The organism is Streptomyces sp. NBC_00019, from assembly GCF_045041015.1.
Lineage (GTDB): Bacteria > Actinomycetota > Actinomycetes > Streptomycetales > Streptomycetaceae > Streptomyces.
Genome location: NZ_CP108302.1, coordinates 5,964,089 through 5,986,742, shown reverse-complemented (window position 1 = coordinate 5,986,742; position 22,654 = coordinate 5,964,089). Strand labels below are relative to the sequence as shown.

General features: G+C 70.2%; 20 protein-coding genes and 1 pseudogene. 9 read left to right on the top strand and 12 right to left on the bottom strand.

What is annotated here, in order from left to right; translation table 11 throughout:
* The first annotated feature begins 95 nt into the window (after positions 1-95).
* The gene (locus OHU89_RS28290; RefSeq protein ID WP_405646908.1) at positions 96-2,069 is read left to right on the top strand and encodes a choice-of-anchor P family protein; all 1,974 of its coding nucleotides are present in this window, start codon (positions 96-98) and stop codon (positions 2,067-2,069) included.
* A gap of 17 nt (positions 2,070-2,086) precedes the next feature.
* Complete coding sequence (locus tag OHU89_RS28285; protein WP_405646906.1) at positions 2,087-3,511, top strand: choice-of-anchor P family protein; 1,425 nt, start codon at positions 2,087-2,089, stop codon at positions 3,509-3,511.
* Positions 3,512-3,518: 7 nt separating this feature from the next.
* Here OHU89_RS28285 and OHU89_RS28280 read toward each other — a convergent pair whose 3' ends face one another.
* Entirely contained in the window at positions 3,519-3,941 is a 423-nt protein-coding gene (locus tag OHU89_RS28280; RefSeq protein WP_405646904.1) for an ATP-binding protein, read from the bottom strand.
* A 113-nt stretch (positions 3,942-4,054) separates the two neighbouring features.
* Here OHU89_RS28280 and OHU89_RS28275 point away from each other — a divergent pair, with 113 nt between their 5' ends.
* Positions 4,055-4,882 carry a Scr1 family TA system antitoxin-like transcriptional regulator gene (locus OHU89_RS28275; protein ID WP_405646902.1) on the top strand — a complete coding sequence of 276 codons (828 nt, stop codon included), beginning with the start codon at positions 4,055-4,057 and terminating at the stop codon, positions 4,880-4,882.
* The gene (locus tag OHU89_RS28270; RefSeq protein ID WP_405646900.1) at positions 4,879-5,109 is read left to right on the top strand and encodes a DUF397 domain-containing protein; all 231 of its coding nucleotides are present in this window, start codon (positions 4,879-4,881) and stop codon (positions 5,107-5,109) included. Before OHU89_RS28275 ends, OHU89_RS28270 begins: the two co-directional genes overlap by 4 nt.
* On the opposite strand, the gene OHU89_RS28265 is transcribed toward OHU89_RS28270, so the two are convergent.
* Both OHU89_RS28265 and OHU89_RS28260 read right to left on the bottom strand, forming a co-directional pair.
* Positions 5,106-6,077 (bottom strand): hypothetical protein, encoded by a 972-nt coding sequence (locus tag OHU89_RS28265; RefSeq protein WP_405646899.1) that lies wholly within the window; start codon positions 6,075-6,077, stop codon positions 5,106-5,108. The two genes, OHU89_RS28270 and OHU89_RS28265, sit on opposite strands and share 4 nt — an antisense overlap.
* Entirely contained in the window at positions 6,077-6,685 is a 609-nt protein-coding gene (locus OHU89_RS28260) for an RNA polymerase sigma factor (protein WP_266889226.1), read from the bottom strand. Before OHU89_RS28260 ends, OHU89_RS28265 begins: the two co-directional genes overlap by 1 nt.
* 295 nt (positions 6,686-6,980) lie before the next feature.
* Here OHU89_RS28260 and OHU89_RS28255 point away from each other — a divergent pair.
* A pseudogene (locus OHU89_RS28255) lies at positions 6,981-7,395 on the top strand (DUF4253 domain-containing protein).
* On the opposite strand, the gene OHU89_RS28250 reads toward OHU89_RS28255, so the two are convergent.
* The 4 genes from OHU89_RS28250 to hemB all read right to left on the bottom strand — a co-directional run bounded on the left by OHU89_RS28250 (position 7,365) and on the right by hemB (position 11,738).
* A complete protein-coding gene (locus OHU89_RS28250) occupies positions 7,365-8,207 on the bottom strand; it encodes an arylamine N-acetyltransferase (RefSeq protein WP_405646896.1) in 843 nt (280 codons plus the stop codon). The pseudogene OHU89_RS28255 and the gene OHU89_RS28250 sit on opposite strands and share 31 nt — an antisense overlap.
* Positions 8,208-8,315: 108 nt before the next feature.
* Entirely contained in the window at positions 8,316-9,515 is a 1,200-nt protein-coding gene (locus OHU89_RS28245) for a PLP-dependent aminotransferase family protein (RefSeq protein WP_405646894.1), read from the bottom strand.
* A gap of 56 nt (positions 9,516-9,571) precedes the next feature.
* Positions 9,572-10,375: an SAM-dependent methyltransferase gene (locus tag OHU89_RS28240; RefSeq protein ID WP_405646891.1), complete on the bottom strand. Its 804-nt coding sequence runs from the start codon at positions 10,373-10,375 to the stop codon at positions 9,572-9,574.
* A gap of 364 nt (positions 10,376-10,739) precedes the next feature.
* Complete coding sequence (gene hemB / locus OHU89_RS28235; RefSeq protein WP_405646889.1) at positions 10,740-11,738, bottom strand: porphobilinogen synthase; 999 nt, start codon at positions 11,736-11,738, stop codon at positions 10,740-10,742.
* 180 nt (positions 11,739-11,918) lie between these two features.
* Between hemB and OHU89_RS28230 the strand changes: the two genes are divergently transcribed.
* A complete protein-coding gene (locus OHU89_RS28230) occupies positions 11,919-13,292 on the top strand; it encodes an FAD-binding oxidoreductase (protein ID WP_405646887.1) in 1,374 nt (457 codons plus the stop codon).
* 42 nt (positions 13,293-13,334) lie between these two features.
* On the opposite strand, the gene OHU89_RS28225 is transcribed toward OHU89_RS28230, so the two are convergent.
* The 5 genes from OHU89_RS28225 to OHU89_RS28205 all read right to left on the bottom strand — a co-directional run bounded on the left by OHU89_RS28225 (position 13,335) and on the right by OHU89_RS28205 (position 19,008).
* On the bottom strand, positions 13,335-15,044 hold the full coding sequence (locus tag OHU89_RS28225) for a uroporphyrinogen-III synthase (RefSeq protein WP_405646885.1): 1,710 nt from the start codon (positions 15,042-15,044) through the stop codon (positions 13,335-13,337).
* Positions 15,041-16,000 (bottom strand): hydroxymethylbilane synthase, encoded by a 960-nt coding sequence (hemC, locus tag OHU89_RS28220; RefSeq protein WP_405646883.1) that lies wholly within the window; start codon positions 15,998-16,000, stop codon positions 15,041-15,043. The genes OHU89_RS28225 and hemC overlap by 4 nt, the downstream gene beginning before the upstream one ends.
* On the bottom strand, positions 15,997-17,724 hold the full coding sequence (locus OHU89_RS28215; protein ID WP_405646881.1) for a glutamyl-tRNA reductase: 1,728 nt from the start codon (positions 17,722-17,724) through the stop codon (positions 15,997-15,999). Before OHU89_RS28215 ends, hemC begins: the two co-directional genes overlap by 4 nt.
* Entirely contained in the window at positions 17,721-18,485 is a 765-nt protein-coding gene (locus tag OHU89_RS28210; RefSeq protein ID WP_266889236.1) for a redox-sensing transcriptional repressor Rex, read from the bottom strand. Before OHU89_RS28210 ends, OHU89_RS28215 begins: the two co-directional genes overlap by 4 nt.
* Before the next feature lie 235 nt (positions 18,486-18,720).
* Positions 18,721-19,008 carry a glutaredoxin family protein gene (locus OHU89_RS28205; RefSeq protein ID WP_405646879.1) on the bottom strand — a complete coding sequence of 96 codons (288 nt, stop codon included), beginning with the start codon at positions 19,006-19,008 and terminating at the stop codon, positions 18,721-18,723.
* A gap of 117 nt (positions 19,009-19,125) precedes the next feature.
* On the opposite strand from OHU89_RS28205, the gene OHU89_RS28200 reads away from it, so the two are divergent.
* From OHU89_RS28200 to OHU89_RS28190, 3 genes are all read left to right on the top strand, one after another.
* Positions 19,126-20,052 carry an HAD family phosphatase gene (locus tag OHU89_RS28200; protein ID WP_266889238.1) on the top strand — a complete coding sequence of 309 codons (927 nt, stop codon included), beginning with the start codon at positions 19,126-19,128 and terminating at the stop codon, positions 20,050-20,052.
* 316 nt (positions 20,053-20,368) lie between these two features.
* A complete protein-coding gene (locus tag OHU89_RS28195) occupies positions 20,369-21,142 on the top strand; it encodes an ECF subfamily RNA polymerase sigma factor, BldN family (RefSeq protein WP_046262116.1) in 774 nt (257 codons plus the stop codon).
* Positions 21,143-21,375: 233 nt separating this feature from the next.
* Positions 21,376-22,614, top strand: a complete 1,239-nt coding sequence (locus OHU89_RS28190; protein WP_405646876.1) for a DUF5667 domain-containing protein — start codon at positions 21,376-21,378, stop codon at positions 22,612-22,614.
* The last annotated feature ends 40 nt before the right edge of the window (positions 22,615-22,654 follow it).

Here is a 22,654-nt window from a genome sequence, read left to right as displayed (position 1 = left end):
GCGGGGCGCTGCTGGCGTTCACCGCCGCCACCACACTCACCGTCACCGCCCTGGGCAACCCAGCTCAAGCCTCAGAGGCGTCGGACACGGCCCAAGTGACCTACAAGGGCCACACGTTCTCCGTCCCCGCGACGTGGGACGTCATCGATCTCGCCAAGAACCCGGACACCTGCGTCCGCTACGACCGCCACGCCGTGTACCTCGGCAAGCCGGCGGCGGATGCCCAACAGAGCTGCCCGGCCGATGTGCTGGGCCGTACGGAGGCGCTCGTACTGGAGCCGGACAAGGGCTCCTCCGCGGAACAGGTCTCGGAGAACAGCACCTCGCGCACGTACTGGGCGACGACCGACGGCATCGCCGTCACCGCGTCCTACGGCGAGAACCGGGACGAGATCAAGAAGATCCTCGCCAGTGCCGGCCTCCCGGCCGACAAGGCGACCCCGGCCGCGACGCCGGCGGCCAGGGCAGTGGCACAGCCGTCGATCCAGGCCGTCCCCGCGGACGCCACGTCCTACCAGGGCGAGGGTTTCGACCGCTGCGCCGCACCGCCGACCGCCACGATGAACGCCTGGAAGGCGGCCTCGCCGTACGGCGCCATCGGCTTCTACATCGGCGGGGTCAACGCGGGCTGCAAGGACCAGGCCAGTGCCGAGTGGGTGCAGACGCAGTACGACAACGGCTGGCGCTTCATCCCGATCTACGTCGGCCCGCAGGCCGAGGCGGGCTCGGGCAGCTGCACGGGCGACTGTGTGGCGATCACCGACCCGGTACCGGAAGGTGCGGCATCGGCCCGGGACGCGGTCGCGCAGGCGCAGGGCTACGGCCTCCCGGCGGGCTCGGTCCTCTACTACAACATGGAGCACTACAACTCCGGCCGCGAGAAGGTCCTGGCCTTCCTCCAGTCCTGGACCAACACGATCCACGAGCTGGGCTACCGCTCGGGCGCCTACGGCAGCGCGTCCTCGCTCGCCACGGACCTGGTGGCGGCGAACGCCGACGGCTACACCCAGCCGGACGTCATCAACTTCGCCCGCTGGGACGAGGTGCCGACGACCGAGGACCGCGCGATCCCGGCCGACATGTGGGCGAACCACCAGCGGGTCAAGCAGTACGACGGCCCGACCGAGGACGACCCCAACGAGGAGACCTACGGCGGTATCACCCTCGACCTCGACAACGACTTCCTCGACGTCGGTGAGGGTTCGACCCAGCCCCCGGTCCAGAAGGACACGACCCTGGCCTACACCGGTCCGGCCACCGTCTCCAACGGCTCCCCGGCGGCCCTCTCCGCGACCCTGGCGGAGAAGGACGGCGGCGCCCCGGTCGCCGACCGCGAGGTCACCCTCGCCCTCGGCCCGACGGACGCCCTGCAGACCTGCGCGGCGAACACCGACGCCCAGGGCAAGGCGACCTGCACGATCGACAAGGTGGCTCAGCCACTCACCGGCTCAGCCACCGTGCCACTCAAGGCGACCTTCGCCGGTGACGAGGCCTACAAGGCCTCCGAGGCCACGGCCGAGCTCAAGCTCCAGTACGTCACCGGCCGCGCCTACGGCCTCTCCGCCCAGATCCCGGTCCTGGCCCTGCCGATCGGCATCGCCCCCACCCCGGACACCGGCGTGGTCCGCGCGGCGGACGCCAAGACGGTCGCCCCGCCCTGCGCGGCGCCCATCAACCTGCTGGTCCTGTCCGCCGACACCCTCTGCGCGAAGGTGGAGACGAAGATCGGCCCGAGCGGCTCCACCTCGACCGCGACGGTGGAGGACGCCAGGATCGGCCTGCCCGGCCTGCCCGTGGTGGCCCTCTCCGGCGTGACGGCGACCTCGACCAGCAGCTGCACGGCCACCACCGGCGGCACGGACCTGTCGCTGACGGTCGCGGGCACACCGGTCGAGATCGGTGACGTACCGAACTATTCGATCGACCTGGGCCCGGCCGCCAAGCTCGTGCTCAACGAGCAGGTCAGGACGGCGAACGGCCTGACGGTCAACGCGGCCCATCTGACGGCGGCGGGCGGCGTGGACGTGGTCATCGCGTCGAGCGCCACGGACGCCTACAACTGCGCGTGAATCGGGGGAAGTTCAGAATGCGCATCAAAAGACGCGGAACATTGCTCACGGGCCTGCTCACGACACTGGCCCTCGCCCTGACGGCCCCGGCGACGGGCACAGCGAGCGCGGCCGACGAGCCCGGCACGCTCGCCAAGCCCGCCTTCCTGGCCCCCTTCGAGTGCGACTCGGTCTGGACCTACTCGACCTACCCGGACCACGGAAACGTCCTGGACTTCGTCAAGGCGGAGGGCGCCAGCGCCGGCGCCCCCGTGCTCGCCTCGGCCGCGGGCACCGCCACCCGCCACAACCAGCCCGACGGCGGCGGCCAGTACATCCGGATCAACCACGCCGACGGCTGGACCACCGAGTACATGCACCTCGCCACCTACGAGGTCGCGGACGGCGCCCAGGTCGCCCAGGGCACCGTGATCGGCACGGTCGGCAGCACCGGCAACACCACCGGCCCGCACCTGCACTACGAGCAGGAACTGAACGGCGTGCACCAGGACATCGAGCTGGAGGGCGACGTCCTCTCGCCCTACCCGCCCGAGTACGGCGAGAAGTTCATCACCAGCACCAACGGCTGCGACGGCGACCCGGGCGACCCCGATCCCCCCGTCCTGAAGGACACGGCCCTGGCCTACGACGGTCCCGCCACGGTCTCCAACGGCTCCCCGGCGCCCCTGTCGGCGAAGCTCACGGAGAAGGAGGGCGGCGCCCCGGTGGCCGACCGGGAGGTCACCCTCACCCTGGGCACGGACCAGACCTGCAAGGCGAAGACCGACGCGGCGGGCAAGGCGGCCTGCACCATCGCGGCAGTGGCTCAGCCACTGACCGACTCAGCCACCGTGCCACTCAAGGCGACCTTCGCGGGCGACGAGGCGTACAAGCCCTCGGAGGACACGGCCGAGCTGAAACTCCAGCACGTCACGGGCCGGGCGTACGGTCTCTCCGCCAAGGTCCCCGTCCTGGTTCTGCCGATAGTGATCGCACCGACCCCGGACACGGGCGAGGTCCGCACGGCCGACGCCAGGACGGTGGCCCCCGCCTGCACACAGAACATCAGCGCGGTGGTCCTGACGGCCGACGCCCTGTGCGCGAACGTCACGACGACGACCGGCCCGAGCACCTCGACGGCCAAGTCCACGCTGACCAAGCTCAGTCTGGGCCTGCCCGGCCTCCCGGTCGTCGAGGCGACCGGCATCACCGCCACCTCGACGAGCACCTGCACGGCGAGCACCGGCACCACGGATCTCAAGCTCACCATCGCGGGTACGCCGGTCACCGTCCCGGACATCCCCGACTATGCGATCGACCTCGGCGCCGGAGCCAAGATCGTCGTGAACGAGCAGACGCGCACGGCGACCGGCCTCACGGTCAACGCCCTCCACATCAGCGGCCTCGGCGGCGCGGACGTGGTGGTCGCGTCGAGCACGAGCGCAGCACACAACTGCGCATAGCCAGAAGCTAGTTGCCCGGACAGACCCCGGCAGGGTGGACGAACTCGCACCACACCACCTTGCCGGGGTCCCGCTGTCCCACCCCCCACTTGTCGGCGAGCGCGGCGACGAGCAACAACCCACGCCCGCCCTCGTCGGCCTCCTCCACGACACACGGCTCACCACCCCCGCTGTCATGCACCTCCACCCGCAGTACGGCCCCGTCGTACCGCACCCGCAGCAGAAACCCCCGCCCCGGCGGCGCCCCGTGCACGAGCGCGTTGGTCGCCAACTCGCTCACACACAGCGACACATCATCGGCCCGCTCCCACGCCGAGATCCCCCAGTGGACGAGGGACCACCGCGCAAACCGCCTGGCGGCGCCCACGGACCGGCGGTCGCGCCGATAGAACTGGTCGCGCTGGAAGGCGAGTTGGCTTTGCTCATTCACGGTACGAATGTCGCGCAGAGTCACTAGCGTGGATCAGCGAGTGAACCCGTACGAAATTTTTGTACGGGCTCTCACCCGGTGACGTACGTGGGACCTGGGGGATTGAGACCAGCATGAGCGCGAAGAAGCCACCGCGGCCGAAGAACCTGACCTCGATGAAGATGCTGGGCAAGCAACTGGCCGCGGCCCGCCGCGCCGCGGGCCACACCCAGAGTGCCCTGGCCGCGCTGGTCAAGGTCGACGAGGAGACGATCGCCTCGATCGAGCAGGGCAGAAGGTCTCTGAAACCGGACCTGGCCGCCCTGTTGGACGAGATCCTCCAGACCAAGGGGATGCTGTCGGTCGGGGTGGCGAACCTGCCGGAGATCGACCAGTTCCCGATGTGGGCGGAGCTGTACATGGAGCATGAGCGGGAGGCGATCGCGCTGTCCCTCTATGCCAACCAGGTGCTGCCGGGCCTGCTTCAGACGCGGGCGTACGCGGAGACCGTGCTCCGGGAGCGCGTTCCGGCGTACGGCGAAGACGAGATCCAGACGAAGACGGCGGCGCGCGTTGAGCGCCAGGAGATCCTTCAGCGCGCGAACCCGCCGACCCTCAGCTTCGTCGTCTGGGAGCCGGTGCTGCACCTGGGCATCGGAGGGCCAGAGGTACAAGCGGAACAACTCCACCGCCTGCGGGTGTGTGCAGAACTGCCGTGCATGTCCCTCCAGTTCCTGCCGATGGCCAGCCCCTCGCATGCCGGGCTGGACGGCCCCTTCGTCCTCCTGGAAACCCCGGACCACCAGCACCTCGCCTACATCGAGGGGCAGCGCGGCAGCCAGTGGGTTTCCGACGCAGATGAGGTGTCCAGGCTCTCCCTCAAGTATGCGATGCTGCGAGCACAGGCCCTGTCGCCACTGGAATCGAAGGGCCTGCTCGACCGTCTGCTAGGAGAGCAATGAGCACCGAAGCGCTTCAGTGGTTCAAGTCGACCTACAGCGGCAGCGAGGGCGGCGAATGCCTCGAAGTCGCCTACGACTGGCGCGAGTCCAGCCACAGCAGTGACGAGTGCGTCGAGATCGCCACCTGCCCCCACACCATCCACATCCGCGACTCCAAGACCCCCACCGGCCCGACCCTCCAGGTCGCCGCCACCGCCTGGACCGCGTTCATCGCGACGACCGCCTAGACCCGAACTCCCGCCCCGGCCCTGCTCGTTCCCCTCGGCCGCCGTCCGAGTACATACACCCGGGAGTACGGCGCGGTCTCCTCGGACCTGTTCCGCAGCGCCTCGATGTCCGTGCCGGGCGGCCACCGGGTGCCCGCGTCGGACCACTGGATGCCGTTGAGCCCGGGGTCGCTCGGGTTCACGCCGGTGAGGTCCGCGTCGGTGAAGTCGTCCAGCGTGCCGTCGAGCAGCGCGGCGACGAGACCGTCCGCCGTCGGGAGGTGGAGACGGTGGCCGGCTTCGAGGGCGAGGCTCCTGGCGAGCGCGCGGGCGGCGGAGTCGATGGCACGGACGCGGTCGGGGTCCCGGGCGCGGGCGGCGGAGTCGAGGGTGTCGGTGAGGGCGTGGGCGCTGTCGCCGGGGTGGCGGGCCGCTTTGAGGTCGTGTTCGAAGGTGCGGGCGAAGACCGCGGCGAGGTTGAGGGCGGCGGCGAGGGTCAGGACGGGCGGCTCCGCCAGCGCGAACCTGCGGGCGCGGGCGTAGTCCCGGGCGAGATCGGCGAAGCGCTGGGCGTACGGGGCGGGGAAGCCCTCGCCGGTCCCCAGTCGCTTCTCCTCCCGGACGAGGTCGTCAAGCAGTTCCAGGGCCCGGACCAGGAGTTCGCCGCTGACGCAGGCGGCGATCGCGGGATCCTTGCGCGCGGCCAGCCGCTGTTCCACCGGGAGGGCGCGCAGGGCCTCGGGGACATCGGCCTCCGACATCCACGCCCGGTCCGCGGAGTCCGTCGTAGCGGAGTCCGGCGGGTCCTCGGCATGGAGGATGCTCGCCAGTCCGCCCTCGACGTCCAGCACCAGCCCCAGACCTCGGACCACGTCCTCATGTCCGCCGGCCTGCTCGCGCACCTCACTCAGCCCGGCGTCGGGGTCGAGGAACCGGGAGAGGCCCAGGCGGAACTCCTCGTGCTCACGGGAGAGCCACTCGTCGGCCATCAGTCCTCCTCCCGCCGTGCGAGGTGCTGGGCGACGGCCTTGCGCGCCTTGAACAAGTTCGACCGTACCGCCGCGCCCTCGATCCCGATCAGCTTGGCGATCTCGGCCGGTTTCCACCCGTCCAGCATGAGGGCCAGCACCTGCCGTTGGCGTGCGGGCAGGCCTCGTAACACCCGGACGATCTCCTGTTCCTGTAACCAGGACTCGGTCGCCTCGGGGCGGCGCAGCAGGGTCGTGGACTCGGGTACTTCCTCGACGGGTTCCTCCACGCGCGTGGCGTGGCGGACGAACTCCCGGTAGGCGACCGTGTAGGCCCAGCTCTTGTGCGACCTGATCTCGTGCCATGACCGGTAGGCCTTGACCATCGTGTCCTGCACGAACTCCCCGGCCCGGTCCACCGGAGCGCCCTGGTAGACGAGATACGCGGTCAGCCTGGGGACGTAGGCGCGGTAGAAGTGGCTGAACGCCTCTTCGTCCTCGGGAGACAGGCCGTACGACGGTTGGGTGACTCCTTCGGCCGGAGCGCCTTTCTCGGGGACGCCCTCCGCGGCGCCGCCGACCGGCAGCGGCTCCCTGGAGTCGTCCTCTCGCGGGCCCGGCTCCGTCACGCCGTCTCCCTCCCGTCCGGGGCGCACTGGCAACGCGCCGCCCGTTCGCGCTCCCGACGCTCGGCCCACCGTAGCCTCAACTCCTCGCGGATCAGGGTGACTACGTGAATTCCCAGCCCCGCCAGTGCGGTGACGACCGACGCCGTGCCCGGGTCCATCCGGTGCTCCCGTCCTCCGGGGCCGCGCCGACCGCGAGCCCCTTCGTGTGTAAGAGCCGCCCCACCCGCCCCGCGTGAACCGCACCCCGCAAGATCTTCAGGGGCCGTTGTCAGTGGCTGCCCCTACAGTCGTCGGCATGGCAACGCTCCCCAACCCGCTGCCGAGGCTGGCCTCCCTCGGCCTCGGCCTTCCGCCGGGCAAGCTGATCGACACGACGGACGAGGGTCCGTGGCACGAGCCGCTGCTCTGGCTGGCCGACGGCGCTCGGCTGGATGGGCGCGGTGAACCACGGCGACGACACGGCCCGTCTCAGTGCGGTGCTCCGCTCCTGGGAGGACCGCTTCGGTATACGGGTCGTAGCGCTCGGCTTCGACCACCTGCGGGTCTCCGTGGCGGCCCCGCCCACGACACTCGCCGAGGCGCAGGCGCTGGCCGCCGAACACTTCGCGTTCTGCCCGGACAACCTCTGGCAGGGCAGCGACACCGTCCTGGAGGCCTACGCCGAACGCCAGTTGCTCGATCAGCCGGTCTGGTCCTTCTGGTGGGACTGAGGGACGTCGATCCCGAACTCCTCGTCCAGCAGCCGTGGAACCTCCTCCTCGGAGATCTCCCGCTTGCTGACCGTGCCGTCGGGGGAGGTCACGGTCAACTCCCTGCCGGAGAGGAGCACATGCTGGTCCCCGCGCATCCGCTGCACATAGAGCCGCTGGGTGAACGGTGAGCGCGGGTTCGTCGCGACGAACCAGTTGAACACCTCGAAGTCGGGCCTCTCGCTGGGGTCCAGGGTGAAGGCGTACTGCCGCCGCCAGCCGCCCTCCCACGCCGGCCCCTGCTCGAAGGCCTCCAGCACCCACAGGTCCAGCGGCCCCCGGTGCGTCACCCGCACCAGCCGGTGTCGTCGCCCCGCACCCTCGAACTCCTCACCTGCCACCAGCGGCACCGGCTCCAGCAGCGCGCCGACCGCCCCGAACCCGACGTCGGCGAGGTACGGACGCGTCTCCCCCGCCACCTCCACCAGCAGCGTCATATGGGTGCGCGGGCGGCTCTCCAGCCCGTCCGCGCCCACCTGCACCCGCGCCGACAGCCGGGTCACCCCGAAGCCGAGCGCCTCAAGGGCGTGCAGCAGCAAGGTGTTCTGTTCGTAGCAGTAGCCCCCGCGCCGACCCCGGACCAGCTTGTCCAGCAGATCACCGAGTTCGAGCGAGGGAGCCGTGCCGTTCACGGCGTCGAGGTTCTCGAAGGGGATCGCCCGCGAGTGCGCGAGATGCACAGCCCGCAGGGTCGCCGCATCGGCGACCCGCTCCCCTTCCCACCCGATCCGGCCGAGATACGCGTCGAGGTCGAACTCCACTGTGTCGGACATGCCTCAACCCTAGGCACACCGCCACACGTCGTCCGCAGCCTTCAGCCCCAACCGCACCACTCCTTGAGACCTAGGACCTCCAGCCAAACCCCGCGCGCAACGAGGCACTCAAAGCCGAAGCCCGGCCCCCATCCTCCGCAGCCCTTCCCCGATCCGCTCCGGCGTCTCCGTCACGAAGCACAGCCGCAGCGTCGCCCGGTCGGCCTGTCCCGCGTGGAAGGGCGCCCCCGGCACATAGGCCACGTCATGCCGTACGACCTGGGGCAGCAGGGCGGTCGTGTCGTAGTCCGAAGGCAGCCGCGCCCAGAGGAACATGCCGCCCTCGGGCCGGTTCCAGGACGCCCCCTCCGGCAGCGCCTCGGCCAGCCCGGCCAGCATCGCGTCCCGCCGCTCCCCGTACACGGCCGCGACCCGAGCCACGTGCGCGTCGAGATCCCGCTCCTCCAGATACCGGGCCGCGGCAAGCTGGTTGACGGTCGGCGTGTGCAGATCGGCGGCCTGCTTGGCGACGACGCAGGCCCGCCGCAGCTCACTCGGCGCCCGCAGCCACCCCAGCCGCAGACCGGGAGCCATCACCTTGGAGAAGGACCCGAGCAGGACGGTCCGGTCCTCGGCCTCCGGATACGAGGCGATCCAGGGCAGCCGCTCCCCCTCGAACCGCAGCTCCCCGTACGGATCGTCCTCGACGATCCACACCCCGTACCGCCCCGCCACCTCGGCCACACCGGCCCGCCGCTCGGCCGACATGGTCCGCCCGCTGGGGTTCTGGAAAGTGGGGACGGTGTAGAACAACTTGGGCCGCTCCCGCACCACGAGCTCGGCCAGGGCATCCACATCCGGCCCCTGCGCGTCCCCCGGCACGGCGACGACCCGCGCCCCCGCCAGTCCGAAGACCTGAAGTGCCGCCAGATAGCAGGGATCCTCGACGAGGACGGTGTCACCGGGCTCGACGAGCGCGGCGGCGACCAGCGACAGCCCCTGCTGCGACCCGGTGGTGACAAGAAGCTCCTCGCCGCCGGTGGCCAGCCCCCGCACCGCCGTCCGCCGCGCCAGCAACTCCCGCAGCCGCGGCTCCCCTTCGGTCGTCGAGTACTGAAGAGCCTGCCCCGGCACCTCCTCCAGTACATGCCGGAACGCCGCCGCGACGCCCTCCCGGTCGAACAACTCGGGCGCGGGCAGCCCACCGGCGAAGTTGACGACCTCGGGCCGCGCGGTGACGGCAAGGATCTCCCGTACCGCCGACCCGCCGGTCGACCGGACGCGCGAGGCGAGCGAAGGCAGGGCGGCGAAGGTGCTCGTAAGGGTCATGCCGAGCACCCTAGAGATATAGATGCCGCCTACAAACAGCTTTCCAGGATCCGGGATCAGCCCTTACGCCCGACTCCCGCGTACACATTGATGTCCGCGTCGGTCACATCACCGATCTCGGCAGGCGCGGCCCCGTCCGGCCGCCACCGGTGAACAGGCACGACACCGGGCTCCACGACCTCCAGCCCGCTCTCGGCGAAGAACCGCTCGACCTCCCCCTTGGACCGCAGCACGAAGGAGAACCCGCGCGCGGTGTACGTCTCCTGCACGGCCCGCATGTTCGCCGCGTTGAGGTCCAGCGTGAGATGGCTGAGCACCACACGGCTCCCCGGGGGCAGCGCGTCGACGAGCTCCTTCACCACCGGATAGGCGACCTCGTCCTCGATGAAGTGCAACACGGCCACCAGGAACAACGCGACGGGCCGAGCCAGGTCCAGCGTCTCGGCGGCCCGCTCGAGAATGCGCGCGGGCTCCTCGAAGCCGGCGTCGAGATATGCGGTACGCCCCTCGGCTCGGCCGCTCAGCAGCTCCCGCGCATGCGCGAGCACGACGGGGTCGTTGTCGACGTACACGACCCGCGACTCGGGATGGATCCGCTGGGCGATCTGATGCACGTTCTCCGCGGTCGGTAACCCGGTCCCCACATCGAGGAACTGCCGTATTCCGTCCCGCTCCGCCAGCTCGGTGACGGCCCGCCGCATGAAGTCGCGGTTGTGCCGCACATCCAGATACCCGCGTGGATTGGCGGCGAGCGCCGCGGCGGCGGCCTCACGGTCTGCGGGGTAGTTGTCGGTGCCGCCGAGGAAGACGTCGTAGACGCGCGCGGGATGCGCCTTGGTGGTGTCGATCTCCATGCTCATGACGAACAAGCTAGCCCGCGACGGCCGTCGAGACGGCGGACTCCCGTTTCCCGCGTCCCGCACCACACCACCGGGACGCGACATCCCCGCAGTTCGGAGACCGTCCCGCACCCGGCCCGTCCCAGAACGCGAGGCACCTTATGGTCACCACACCCACCCAGGCACCAGGCTGAGACCCCTCCTCACAGACAACCGACAGAGAGGCCCCTGCCGATGCCCGTGTCAGCGAACGCGCACACCCGCGCACCCCGCCTCCTGGCAGCCCTGACGGTCGTACTCGCCACCCTCACCCTGACCGCGTGCGAGGACGGCGAGGGCCTCCGCGACGAAGGCCCGTCGACATCGACGACACAGACAACGACGACTAGCGAACCGCCAACATCCGCGCAGCCTCAACAGCCCAATAGGTGAGGATGTTCTGCGCCCCGGCGCGCTTGATCCCGGTCAGCGTCTCCAGAATGGCCCGCTCCCGGTCGATCCACCCCTTCTCGGCGGCGGCCTCGACCATCGAGTACTCACCGGAGATCTGATAGGCGGCAAGGGGCACATCCACCGCGTCGGCGACCCGCGCCAGGATGTCGAGATAGGGCCCGGCAGGCTTCACCATCACCATGTCGGCCCCTTCCTCCAGATCGAGGGCCAACTCCCGCAAGGACTCCCGCGCGTTGGCGGGGTCCTGCTGATAGGTCTTCCGGTCCCCCTTCAACGAGGACCCGACGGCCTCCCGGAAGGGCCCGTAGAAGGCGGACGCGTACTTCGCGGTGTACGCGAGGATGGCCACATCCTCACGCCCGATCTGGTCAAGGGCGTCGCGCACGACCCCGATCTGCCCGTCCATCATCCCGCTGGGCCCGACGACATGCGCCCCGGCATCGGCCTGCACCTGAGCCATCTCGGCGTACCGCTCCAGGGTGGCGTCGTTGTCGACCCGGCCCTGGTCGTCCAACACCCCGCAGTGGCCGTGATCCGTGGTCTCGTCGAGACACAGATCGGACATCACGAGCAGCTCGTCCCCGACCTCGGCCCGCACATCCCGCAGCGCGACCTGAAGGATCCCGTCCGGATCGGTCCCCGGCGTCCCCAGAGCGTCCTTCTTGGAGTCCTCGGGCACCCCGAACAGCATGATCCCGGAGATCCCGGCCTCGACAGCCTCGGCGGCGGCCTTCTTCAGACTGTCCCGGGTGTGCTGCACAACCCCCGGCATTGCCTCGATCGGCACCGGCTCACTCACGCCCTCCCGCACAAAGGCGGGAAGGATGAAGTCAGCGGGATGCAGCCTCGTCTCGGCGACCATCCGCCGCATGACGGGAGAGGTCCGCAGCCGCCGCGGCCGGCTGCCGGGAAAGGATCCGTACGTCGTCATGCCCCTACGCTACGCCCGCCCCACACCCCCCTTTGCCGACGCGACGTCGGCCCGAAGGCCCGTGAACCGGCAGCGCGAACCGCGACGGACCGCCACAGGCGGCCAGCCCGCATGCGCCACACAAACGACGGGTCCAAGCTGAAGGAACAGGCCCCTCCACCGACACAGGAGGAGGACACCATGCCCACTCCGGACCTGTTCGCCCTCTCAGACATCAAGGGCCCCGTCCTGCGCCCCACCGACGAGGCCTACGCCACCGAGGTGACCGGCTTCAACCTGGCCGCCCCGCACACCCCGGACGTGGTCATAGGAGCGACCGGCACCGACGACATCGTCACCGCACTCCGCTGGGCCTCGGCCACCCACACCCCCGTCGCCGTCCAGGCCACCGGCCACGGCGCCAACTTCCCGATAGACACAGGCCTGTTGATCAACACGTCCCGCATGACGGACGTACACATAGATCCCGAAACCCGCACGGCGACGATCGCCGCGGGCGCGAAGTGGCGTCACGTCATCGACGCCGCCGCCCCCCACGGCCTGGCCACCCTCAACGGCTCCTCCACGGACGTGGGCGCCGTCGGCTACACCCTCGGCGGCGGCCTCCCCGTCCTGGGCCGGGCCTACGGCTACGCCTCCGACCTCGTCCGCTCGTTCAAGGTGGTCACCCCGGACGGCACGCTCCACGAAACGACCGCGACCCAGGAACCCGACCTCTTCTGGGCCCTGCGCGGCGGCAAGGGCAACATCGGCATCGTCACGGAGATGGTCACCGAACTCCCCGCCCTGTCCCGCATCCTCGGCGGCGGCATCTACTGCGCGGGCGAGGACGCCGAACCCCTCCTGCGCGCGTGGGCGGAGTGGACCCCCACGGTCCCCGACGAGATGTGCACGGGCTTCACGCTGCTGCGCCTGCCCCCGCTCCCGGAGATCCCGGAGCCCCTGCGCGGCCGCTTCTGGTCCCGCGTGGCGGTCGCCTGGACCGGCACGGAAGACGAAGGCCAGGAACTCCTGACCCCGCTGCGCAACGCGGCCCCCGTGGTCTTCGACACGGTGACGGAGATGGACTACACGGCGGTCGACATGATCTACCAGGACCCCCACGACCCCCTCCCCGCGAGAGAGTCCTGCGGCTGCCTGGGCGAACTGACCCCCGACGCCGTGACCGCACTCCTCGACGAGGCGGGCCCGAGCGCACAGGACTACGCCCTGCTCCTGGTGGAACTCCGCCACATGGGCGGCGCCCTCTCCCGCCCCGCGACAACCGAGGACGCGATCTGCGCGAGGAACGCCGCCTACCTCCTGGAGGCGGTGGGCGTCCTGGCCGGCCCAGAGGCAGCCGCGGCCGTGGAAACGGCCACGACGGCCCTGTACGAGGCGATGAGCCCGTACGCCACCGGCTGCACGATGCCCAACCTCCACGGCCGTCCCGGCGACGCGAAGGACCGCGCCCGGGCCTGGACCCCGGAGATCTACGACCGTCTGCGCCGCACGAAGGAGACGTACGACCCACAGAACCTGCTCCGCTACGGCCACACGGTGACGGCGGCCTGACAAGAACGCCAGACCGCCGCACCCACACCCACACCCACAAGGTCAGGTGGTGCTACGCCTCCGCCGGGCCCCGGGCCGACGCTCGCTCGGCCGGGTGACCGGATCCCCGGCCTCGACCGCGGCCGCCCGCCGCTTCAGCCCGAAGTCGGCCAGCGCCTCCGCCAGCTTGTGCACGGACGGCTCGGGAGCCATCACGTCCACCCGAAGCCCATGCTCCTCGGCGGTCTTCGCGGTAGCGGGACCGATACACGCGATGACGGTCACGTTGTGCGGCTTCCCGGCGATACCCACCAGGTTCCGCACGGTGGAGGACGACGTGAAGAGAACGGCGTCGAAGCCACCCCCCTTGATCGCCTCACGGGTCTCGGCCGGCGGCGGCGACGCCCGCACGGTCCGATAGGCCGTGACGTCGTCGACCTCCCACCCGAGCTCGATGAGCCCCGCGACCAGCGTCTCGGTGGCGATGTCGGCCCGCGGCAGGAACACCCGGTCGATCGGATCGAAAACGGGGTCGTACGGCGGCCAGTCCTCGAGCAGCCCGGCAGCGGACTGCTCCCCGGAGGGCACCAGATCCGGCTTCACGCCGAAGGCGACGAGCGCCTTGGCGGTCTGCTCGCCCACCGCGGCGACCTTGATCCCGGCGAAAGCACGCGCATCGAGCCCGTACTCCTCGAACTTCTCCCGCACGGCCTTGACGGCGTTCACCGAGGTGAAAGCGATCCACTCGTAGCGGCCCGTGACGAGCCCCTTGACCGCCCGCTCCATCTGCTGAGGCGTCCGCGGCGGCTCGACGGCGATCGTCGGCACCTCGTGCGGCACGGCCCCGTAGGACCGCAGCTGGTCGGAGAGCGAAGCCGCCTGCTCCTTCGTACGCGGCACGAGCACCCGCCACCCGAAGAGCGGCTTGGACTCGAACCACGACAGCTGCTCGCGCTGAGCAGCGGCGGACCGCTCACCGACCACGGCTATCACCGGCCGCCCGCCATCCGGCGAGGGCAGCACCTTGGTCTGCTTGAGCAGCTGGGCGATGGTCCCCAGAGTCGCGGTCCACGTCCGCTGACGAGTGGTCGTACCAGCGACCGTGACCGTCAGCGGAGTGTCGGGCTTGCGCCCGGCGGCGACGAGCTCACCGGCGGCGGCGCCCACGGAGTCCAGGGTCGTCGAGACGACCACGGTCCCGTCGGACGCCCCGACCTCGGTCCAGCACCGGTCGGAAGCGGTCCGCGCATCCACGAACCGCACATCGGCGCCCTGGGCGTCCCGCAGCGGAACACCCGCGTACGCGGGCACGCCGACCGCGGCGGCGACACCGGGAACGACCTCGAAAGGCACCCCGGCGGCGGCGCACGCCAGCATCTCCTCGGCGGCGTACGCGTCGAGCCCGGGGTCCCCGGACACCGCACGTACGACCCGCCTGCCGCCCCGCGCGGCCTCCATGACAAGATGTGCGGCATCCCGCACGGCGGGGGCGGCAGCGGTTGTTGACGAACCGTCAACAACCGTTAGTTGAGGCGCGCCTGTGCCCGGATGCGGATCCGATGAGGGATCCGAATCCGTGTCCACGACGGCGACGCCTGGGCGAGCGTGGACGCGCACGACGTCGAGCACTTCATGCTCGGCGACGAGAACGTCCGCGTTCCCCAGCGCCTCGACGGCGCGCAGAGTAAGTAGTCCCGGATCCCCGGGTCCGGCACCCAGGAAGGTGACGTGCCCGTGTTCAGGTCCGGCGGCAGGAAGGGTGGTGGGGCTCACTGTGCTCGCTCCCCCATCAGACCGGCCGCGCCCTGGGCAAGCATCTCGGCAGCGAGTTCACGGCCGAGCGCCATTGCTTGGTCGTACATCTCGGGCACGGGACCGGTGGTGGACAACTGCACCATCCGCGAGCCGTCGGTCGTGCCGACGACGCCACGCAGGCGCATTTCCTTGACAATCTGCCCGTCGGCCAGCAGGTCGGCCAGCGCGCCCACAGGTGCGCTGCAACCGGCCTCCAGGGCGGCGAGCAGTGACCGCTCGGCAGTCACGGCGGCCCGCGTGAACGGGTCGTCGAGCTCGCCGAGCGCGGCGATCAGGTCCGCGTTGTCCGCGGTGCATTCGATCGCCAGTGCTCCCTGGCCGGGAGCGGGCAAAACCGTGTCGACTGAAAGAAAGTCAGTCACTTCGTCGATGCGCCCGATGCGATGCAGCCCGGCCGCGGCCAGCACCACCGCATCCAGCTCACCGTCGTGCACGTACCGGATCCGGGTGTCGACGTTCCCCCGGATCGCAACGGTCTCGATGTCCAGCCCATGGGCGCGTGCGTACGCGTTGAGCTGGGCCATCCGCCGGGGCGACCCGGTACCGATGCGCGCCCCGCGGGGCAGGTCGGTGAACTTCAGCGCGTCCCGGGCGACGATGACGTCACGCGGGTCCTCGCGCAGGGGGATCGCGGCGAGCGCGAGCTCGTCGGGCTGCCCGGTGGGCAGGTCCTTCAGCGAGTGCACCGCGAAGTCGACCTCCCCCTTGAGCAGGGCCTCCCGCAGCGCGGTCACGAACACGCCCGTGCCGCCGATCTGCGCGAGCTGTTCCCGCGACACATCGCCGTACGTGGTGATCTCGACGAGCTCCACAGGCCGTCCGGTCACCTGGCTCACGGCGTCCGCCACCTGCCCGGACTGGGCCATGGCGAGTCTGCTTCGCCTTGTCCCGAGCCTCAGTGCCTTCTCAGTCATGCCGGCCCTCGGTTCTTGCTGTTCTTCTCGGTGCTGTCCTCGGCGCGGGACACGGCATCCACCGTCTCCTGGTCGAGGTCGAACAGGGTCCGCAGCGCGTCCGCGTACCCGGCACCGCCGGGCTCGGCAGCGAGCTGCTTGACCCGTACGGTCGGCGCGTGAAGCAACTTGTCGACCACACGCTTCACGGTCTGGGTGATCTCGCTGCGGTGCTTGTCGTCGAGCCCTGGCAGCCGCCCCTCGAGCCGGGCGATCTCCCCGGCGACCACATCGGCGGCCATGGTGCGCAGCGCGACCACGGTGGGCGTGATGTGCGCGGCGCGCAGCGCGGCACCGAACGCCGCGACCTCATCGGCGACGATCCGCCGCACCTGGTCCACATCGGCCGCCATCGGGGCGTCGGCCGAAGCGTCGGCGAGCGACTCGATGTCGACGAGCCGCACCCCGGGAATCCGGTGCACGGCGGCGTCGATGTCCCGGGGCATGGCGAGATCGAGCAGAAACAGCCCGGGCGCGGGCTGCGGAGCAACCGGCTCAGGCCTACGACGCTCAGGAATCCGCCCGACGGTGGCGGCAGCGGCGGCGAGCGCCGCGATGGCGTCGGCCTCGGCGGCCGCGCTGGGGACTCGGACGATGCCGTTGTCGACCCAGGCAGCGTGCTGCTCGAGCTCGGTGGTGGCCATCCCGGCGACGGCGGCTTCCCCGAGCACGGAGAACCCGGCGGTGGCCTGGACGGCGTTGAGATCAAGCGGACAGTTCTCGTCGTCCGCGGAGCCCGCGGCAGCCGGTCCGGTCAGGCTGCGGGCATTCGTGCCGCCCAGGGCGGCTCCCGACCCGAAGCGGGACGGCACCCCGCCGACGCCGGCGGGCGAACCCACCACCGGGCCCGCGGCAACGGCCTCGGCAACCTCCGAGGCCGTGAGCACCAGCCCGGTCGCACCCGTACAGGACACCACGACATCGGCACGTGTCAGCTCGCCCGGCACCGCATCCATCGGTACCGCGCGGGCCACCACGTCCAGGTCATCGGCGTCGTTCAAGATCTCGGCCAGCCGCTCGGCCCGGTCCGACGTCCGGTTGGCGATCACGATCTCGCCGATCCCGACCCGCGCAAGCGTCGCCGCGGCGAGCGAGGACATGGACCCGGCACCGATGACGAGCGCCTTCTTGCCCGAGGCCCACGGGTCCACGGCCGTACCGGAAGCCAGCTGCTCCAGCCCGAACGTGACCAGCGACTGCCCGGCCCGGTCGATCCCGGTCTCGGAGTGCGCCCGCTTACCGACCCGCAGGGCCTGCTGGAACAGATCGTTCAACAGCCGCCCGGCGGTGTGCAGATCCTGCGCCTTGGCAAGGGAGTCCTTGATCTGTCCGAGGATCTGCCCCTCCCCGACGACCATGGAATCAAGCCCGCAGGCCACCGAGAACAGGTGATGGACGGCCCGGTCCTCGTAGTGCACGTACAGATAGGGCGTGAGCTCCTCGAGCCCCACCCCGCTGTGCTGGGCGAGCAGCGTGGACAGCTCGGCGACACCGGCGTGGAACTTGTCGACGTCGGCGTACAGCTCGATCCGGTTGCACGTGGCCAGGACCGCCGCCTCGGCAGCCGGCTCCGCGGCGACCGCGTCCTGCAACAGCTTGACCTGGGCGTCAGCACTCAGTGCCGCCCGCTCCAGCACGCTGACCGGAGCGCTGCGGTGGCTCAGCCCCACGACGAGGAGACTCATGCCGGCATCACGGCGGGTACGTCCCCGTCGGGCCCTTTGTCGGCGGAGTCACCACGACCGGCGGCGACCGCACCGGCAGCGTCGGCTGCGGCGGCCTCCTCTCCGGCCTTGCGCTGCTCGTGGAAGGCGAGGATCTGGAGCTCGATGGAGAGGTCGACCTTGCGCACGTCGACGCCGTCCGGGACGGTCAGCACGGTCGGCGCGAAGTTCAGGATGGACGTGACCCCGGCGGCCACGAGTCGGTCGCAGACCGGCTGGGCGGCACCGGCGGGGGTGGCGATGACGCCGATGGAGACCCCGTTGTCCTCGATGATCTTTTCCAGGTCATCGCTGTGCTGGACCGGAATACCCGCCACCGGCTTTCCGGCCATGCCCGGATCGGCGTCGATGAGGGCGGCGACCCGGAAGCCGCGGGAGGCGAAGCCGCCGTAGTTGGCGAGAGCGGCGCCGAGGTTACCGATACCGACGATCACAACCGGCCAGTCCTGGGTCAGGCCCAGTTCGCGGGAGATCTGGTAGACGAGATACTCGACGTCGTAGCCCACACCACGCGTCCCGTAGGACCCGAGGTAAGAGAAGTCCTTGCGCAGTTTCGCGGAGTTGACGCCCGCCGCGGCCGCGAGCTCCTCGGAGGAGACCGTGGGGACCGAGCGCTCCGACAGTGCGGTCAGCGCGCGGAGGTACAGCGGAAGCCGGGCGACGGTGGCCTCGGGAATCCCTCGGCTACGGGTCGCCGGTCGGTGAGTTCGGCCAGTTGCCACGGTGCTCCTGCGGGTAGAGCGGGGCTGCAGGCGGTCACACGTACCCAGACCGCCCCGTCGAAAGCAGGCTATGTCTTTGTGAACGCGTGCACAAAGATGGTGTCCGATTTGCCCGGCCAACGTGACCGGGGTCACGCGCGTCTCCCTCGGGGGCAAAACGGCACACTCTCCTCAACAATCCCGCCCCCAGGACCAAGTCGCCATCGATCCTAAGCGAAGGGTCGAGCGAGTTGGACTACTCGGTCAGTGCCGTCCTCAAGCGTTTCTCGTCCACGCGCCAGAACGTGTGCTGGTCCCCGTCGACCAGGACGACCGGGATCTGTTCCCAGTACTGGTCGTGGAGTTGGGGGTCCTGGGAGATGTCCTTCTGCTCCCAGGGAACCCCGAGATCCCCGCACACCCGCTCGATGACGGTCTGTGCGTCATCACACAGATGACACCCCGGCTTGCGGATGAGGGTGACGAGCCGGTCCTCGGGGGCCTTGGCCGGCTTGCGGCGGAAGATGGGACTCATGTCGGCCATTCTCGCGCGGCCGGCGAGGGACCGGGATCCCTTGTTTAACGGCACAGTCGCGGAGAGTTCACACCCTTCGAACCTCTCGGCTCCGGAAGCTCCGAACAAACTGGCTATGCTCACGTCATGGCCGCTCTCGGATGGCTCACTCCCCGTAGGCGTTCCGCCACGGCGCGGAGCGTGTTGGCAGGCGAGGCCTCGGCGGAGGCCGCGCGCAAGTCGTCACAGGAGGTCGAGGAGACCTCCGCCCCAGGTGAGGAACCGGAGTTCCCGGTACTCGGCGACGACAAGGCAGCCGCCTTCTTCGACCTCGACAACACCGTCATGCAGGGTGCGTCGCTGTTCCACTTCGGCCGGGGCCTGTACAAGCGGAAGTTCTTCGAGACCCGCGACCTCGCCCGGTTCGCCTGGCAGCAGGCGTGGTTCAGGCTGGCGGGCATCGAGGACCCCGAACACATGCAGGAGGCCCGCGACTCGGCCCTGTCGATCGTGCAGGGCCACCGCGTCTCCGAGCTGATGTCCATCGGCGAGGAGATCTACGACGAGTACATGGCCGAACGCATCTGGCCCGGCACCCGAGCCCTCGCCCAGGCCCACTTGGACGCGGGCCAGAAGGTGTGGCTCGTCACAGCGGCCCCCGTGGAGATCGCCGGCGTGATCGCCCGTCGCCTCGGCCTGACCGGCGCCCTGGGCACGGTCGCGGAGTCGGTGGACGGCGTCTATACGGGCAAGCTCGTGGGCGAACCCCTGCACGGCCCCGCGAAGGCGGAAGCGGTCCGAGCGCTGGCATCGGCGGAGGGCCTGGACCTCAACCGCTGCGCCGCCTACAGCGACAGCCACAACGACATCCCCATGCTCTCCCTGGTGGGCCACCCCTACGCGATCAACCCGGACGCCAAGCTCCGCAGGCACGCGAGGAACCTCGACTGGCGCCTGAGGGACTACCGAACGGGCCGCAAGGCGGCAAAGGTGGGCATCCCGGCAGCAGCAGGCGTAGGAGCAGTTGCGGGCGGCACAGCAGCGGCCATCGCATTGCACCGCCGCCGCCGGTAACGAGCCTCCTCGCGCCCGAATCACCTTCAATACCCCCCACCCCCTGCATCCAGTCCTCTTGTCGGCACACGGCCACAACACGCCCCGACCATGACCGGAACTCGATCTCATCTGATCAACAACCGGTCACTCTGCGGCACTTGAACGGGCGTCATTCGGTTACAGAAGCGACGTAATCGATGATTTGAGCAACTGGGTGTAGCAGTGCCTGCACGAAGCGTTATTCTCCTCAGACGCAAACCGGTACCCCTCCGTCGCTACGACGGGTGAACGGTCCCGCACTGCACGTGATGGAAGCTCTGCCTCTGGGAGTCCCGTGTACCCACACGTCGGGGTTGACGCCTCGGGCCTGGCTACGCTGCGCGCAACGGTCCAAGACCTGTTGCGCGGCTTCGTCCCCACCGCGTACGCCGTCCCCGCCCTCGCCGTAGCCACGGCGCCGATCGGCCCGTGCTACGCACTGGCCGACGGCTCCGCGGCCGTCGGCAGACGAGGGCGTTCGACCGGCACCACCACCGCGCGCCGCCCGGCCGCGGACAGCGACAGCGCCCGCATGATGGATCTCGTCGAGCGCGCCCAGGCCGGCGAGGCCGATGCCTTCGGACGCCTCTACGACCAGTACAGCGACACCGTGTATCGGTACATCTACTACCGGGTGGGAGGGAAGGCGACCGCCGAGGACCTCACCAGCGAGACGTTCCTGCGCGCGCTGCGCAGGATCGGCACCTTCACCTGGCAGGGCCGCGACTTCGGCGCCTGGCTGGTGACCATCGCCCGCAACCTGGTCGCCGACCACTTCAAGTCGAGCCGCTTCCGTCTCGAGGTGACGACCGGCGAGATGCTCGACGCCAACGAGGTCGAGCGGTCCCCGGAGGACTCCGTCCTGGAGTCCCTCTCCAACGCCGCCCTACTCGACGCCGTACGCCGCCTCAATCCACAGCAGCAGGAGTGTGTGACGCTCCGCTTCCTCCAGGGCCTCTCGGTCGCCGAGACCGCCCGGGTGATGGGCAAGAACGAGGGCGCCATCAAGACCCTGCAGTACCGGGCCGTCCGCACCCTCGCCCGGCTCCTCCCGGACGACGCCCGCTGAGAGAACACGCCCCGTAGCATCCAACTCGCTCTCAGTGAGAGTCCGTTGACTTCCCGATCCGATCATCCGCAGTCCGTAACCCAAGTGCCGCGTTGCTCGTTGTGCGGGATGCAGGCTCCCTGTGGTCACTCCCTGGCCGACTTCGATCACTCGATCGAGTGGAAGAGGTCAGGGCGTGCAACCCTCAGGACCCCCTGGGGAGTCGACCGTCATGACGAGAGGAGGTGCCGCCAGTGATCGCGAACGTATCGGCACACCGGCGGGCGAACGCCTTCGCCCAGGCCCTGGAGGAGCAGTCCGACCAGGGCCCGGCGGCCGAGCAGTCCGAAGGACCGGCGCCGGCCTCGGCAGCTGCGGAACAGACCGAGCAGGGCCGCATGCTGGCCCTTACGGAATGTCTCGACGAGCTGCCCAGGCCGAAGCTGGACCCCGCGGTCAAGGTCGTCCAGCGGGCCCAGCTGGTGGCCGCGTTCGAGGCCATGCTCCAGGCAGGCGCCGTCGGAGGCGAGGCAGCGGATCCTTCGGTGCCCGAACAGCGCTCCCATCGGGCGCGGGGTTCGCACCGGGCATCCCCGCTGGGCAAACTGCGACCGCGTTCCCGACTGACCAAGGGCCTCGCGGCCGGCGGACTCAGCGTCGGGGTCGCCGCGGGTGCCTTCGGCGGAGTCGCAGCTGCCAGCTCGGACGCCCTCCCGGGCGACTCGCTGTACGGCCTGAAGCGCGGCATCGAGGACTTCAAGCTCAACTATCTGTCCGACGGGGACGACGAGCGCGGCCAGGGCTATCTCGACCAGGCCTCCACGCGTCTCAACGAGGCCCGTCGGCTGATGGACCGCGACCGCGGCGGCCACCTCGACCACGAGTCCGTGGGCGAGATCCGTCGCGCCCTGTCCGGCGTGCAGCACGACGCCTCCGAGGGCCACCGGCTGCTCCATGAGGCGTATGAGCGCGACCCGGGCTCCCTGGGCCCCATCCAGGCCCTCGACACCTTCTCACGCTCGCACCGCGAGGTCTGGGGGGCGCTGCGCGACCGGCTGCCGGTCCAGCTCGGCGATGTCAGTCAGCAGGTGTCGTCGGTGTTCGAGGCCATAGACGAAGAAGTGGCCCCGCTGCAGTCCCTGCTGCCCCAGCCTCCGGCCACGGGCGGCGGCCCGGGTCAGCGGCAGGGCGGTTCCGGCTCGGCGTCCACCGGCACGTCCGGCTCCGGCCGCTCGGCCGCACCCAGCAGTGGCAACGGCACCTCGGACAACAGCGGCTCGAGCGGCAGCAAGAGCCCCAGCAATTCGTCCACGTCCGACGAGAGCGACGGCCTCCTCGGCGGCAACACCGGCGGCCTGCTCGACCCGACCCAGGACAGCACCAGCACGGCCTCCCCGTCCACGAGCACCCCGTCCCAACCGGACGTCACGCTCCCGCCCCTCCTCCCGGGCCTCCTGCCCGGCCTGGGCATCGACGGCGAGGACGCGAGCTAGTTCTTCCGGTACGACGGTGGGGGCGCCCTTCTCCCGAAGG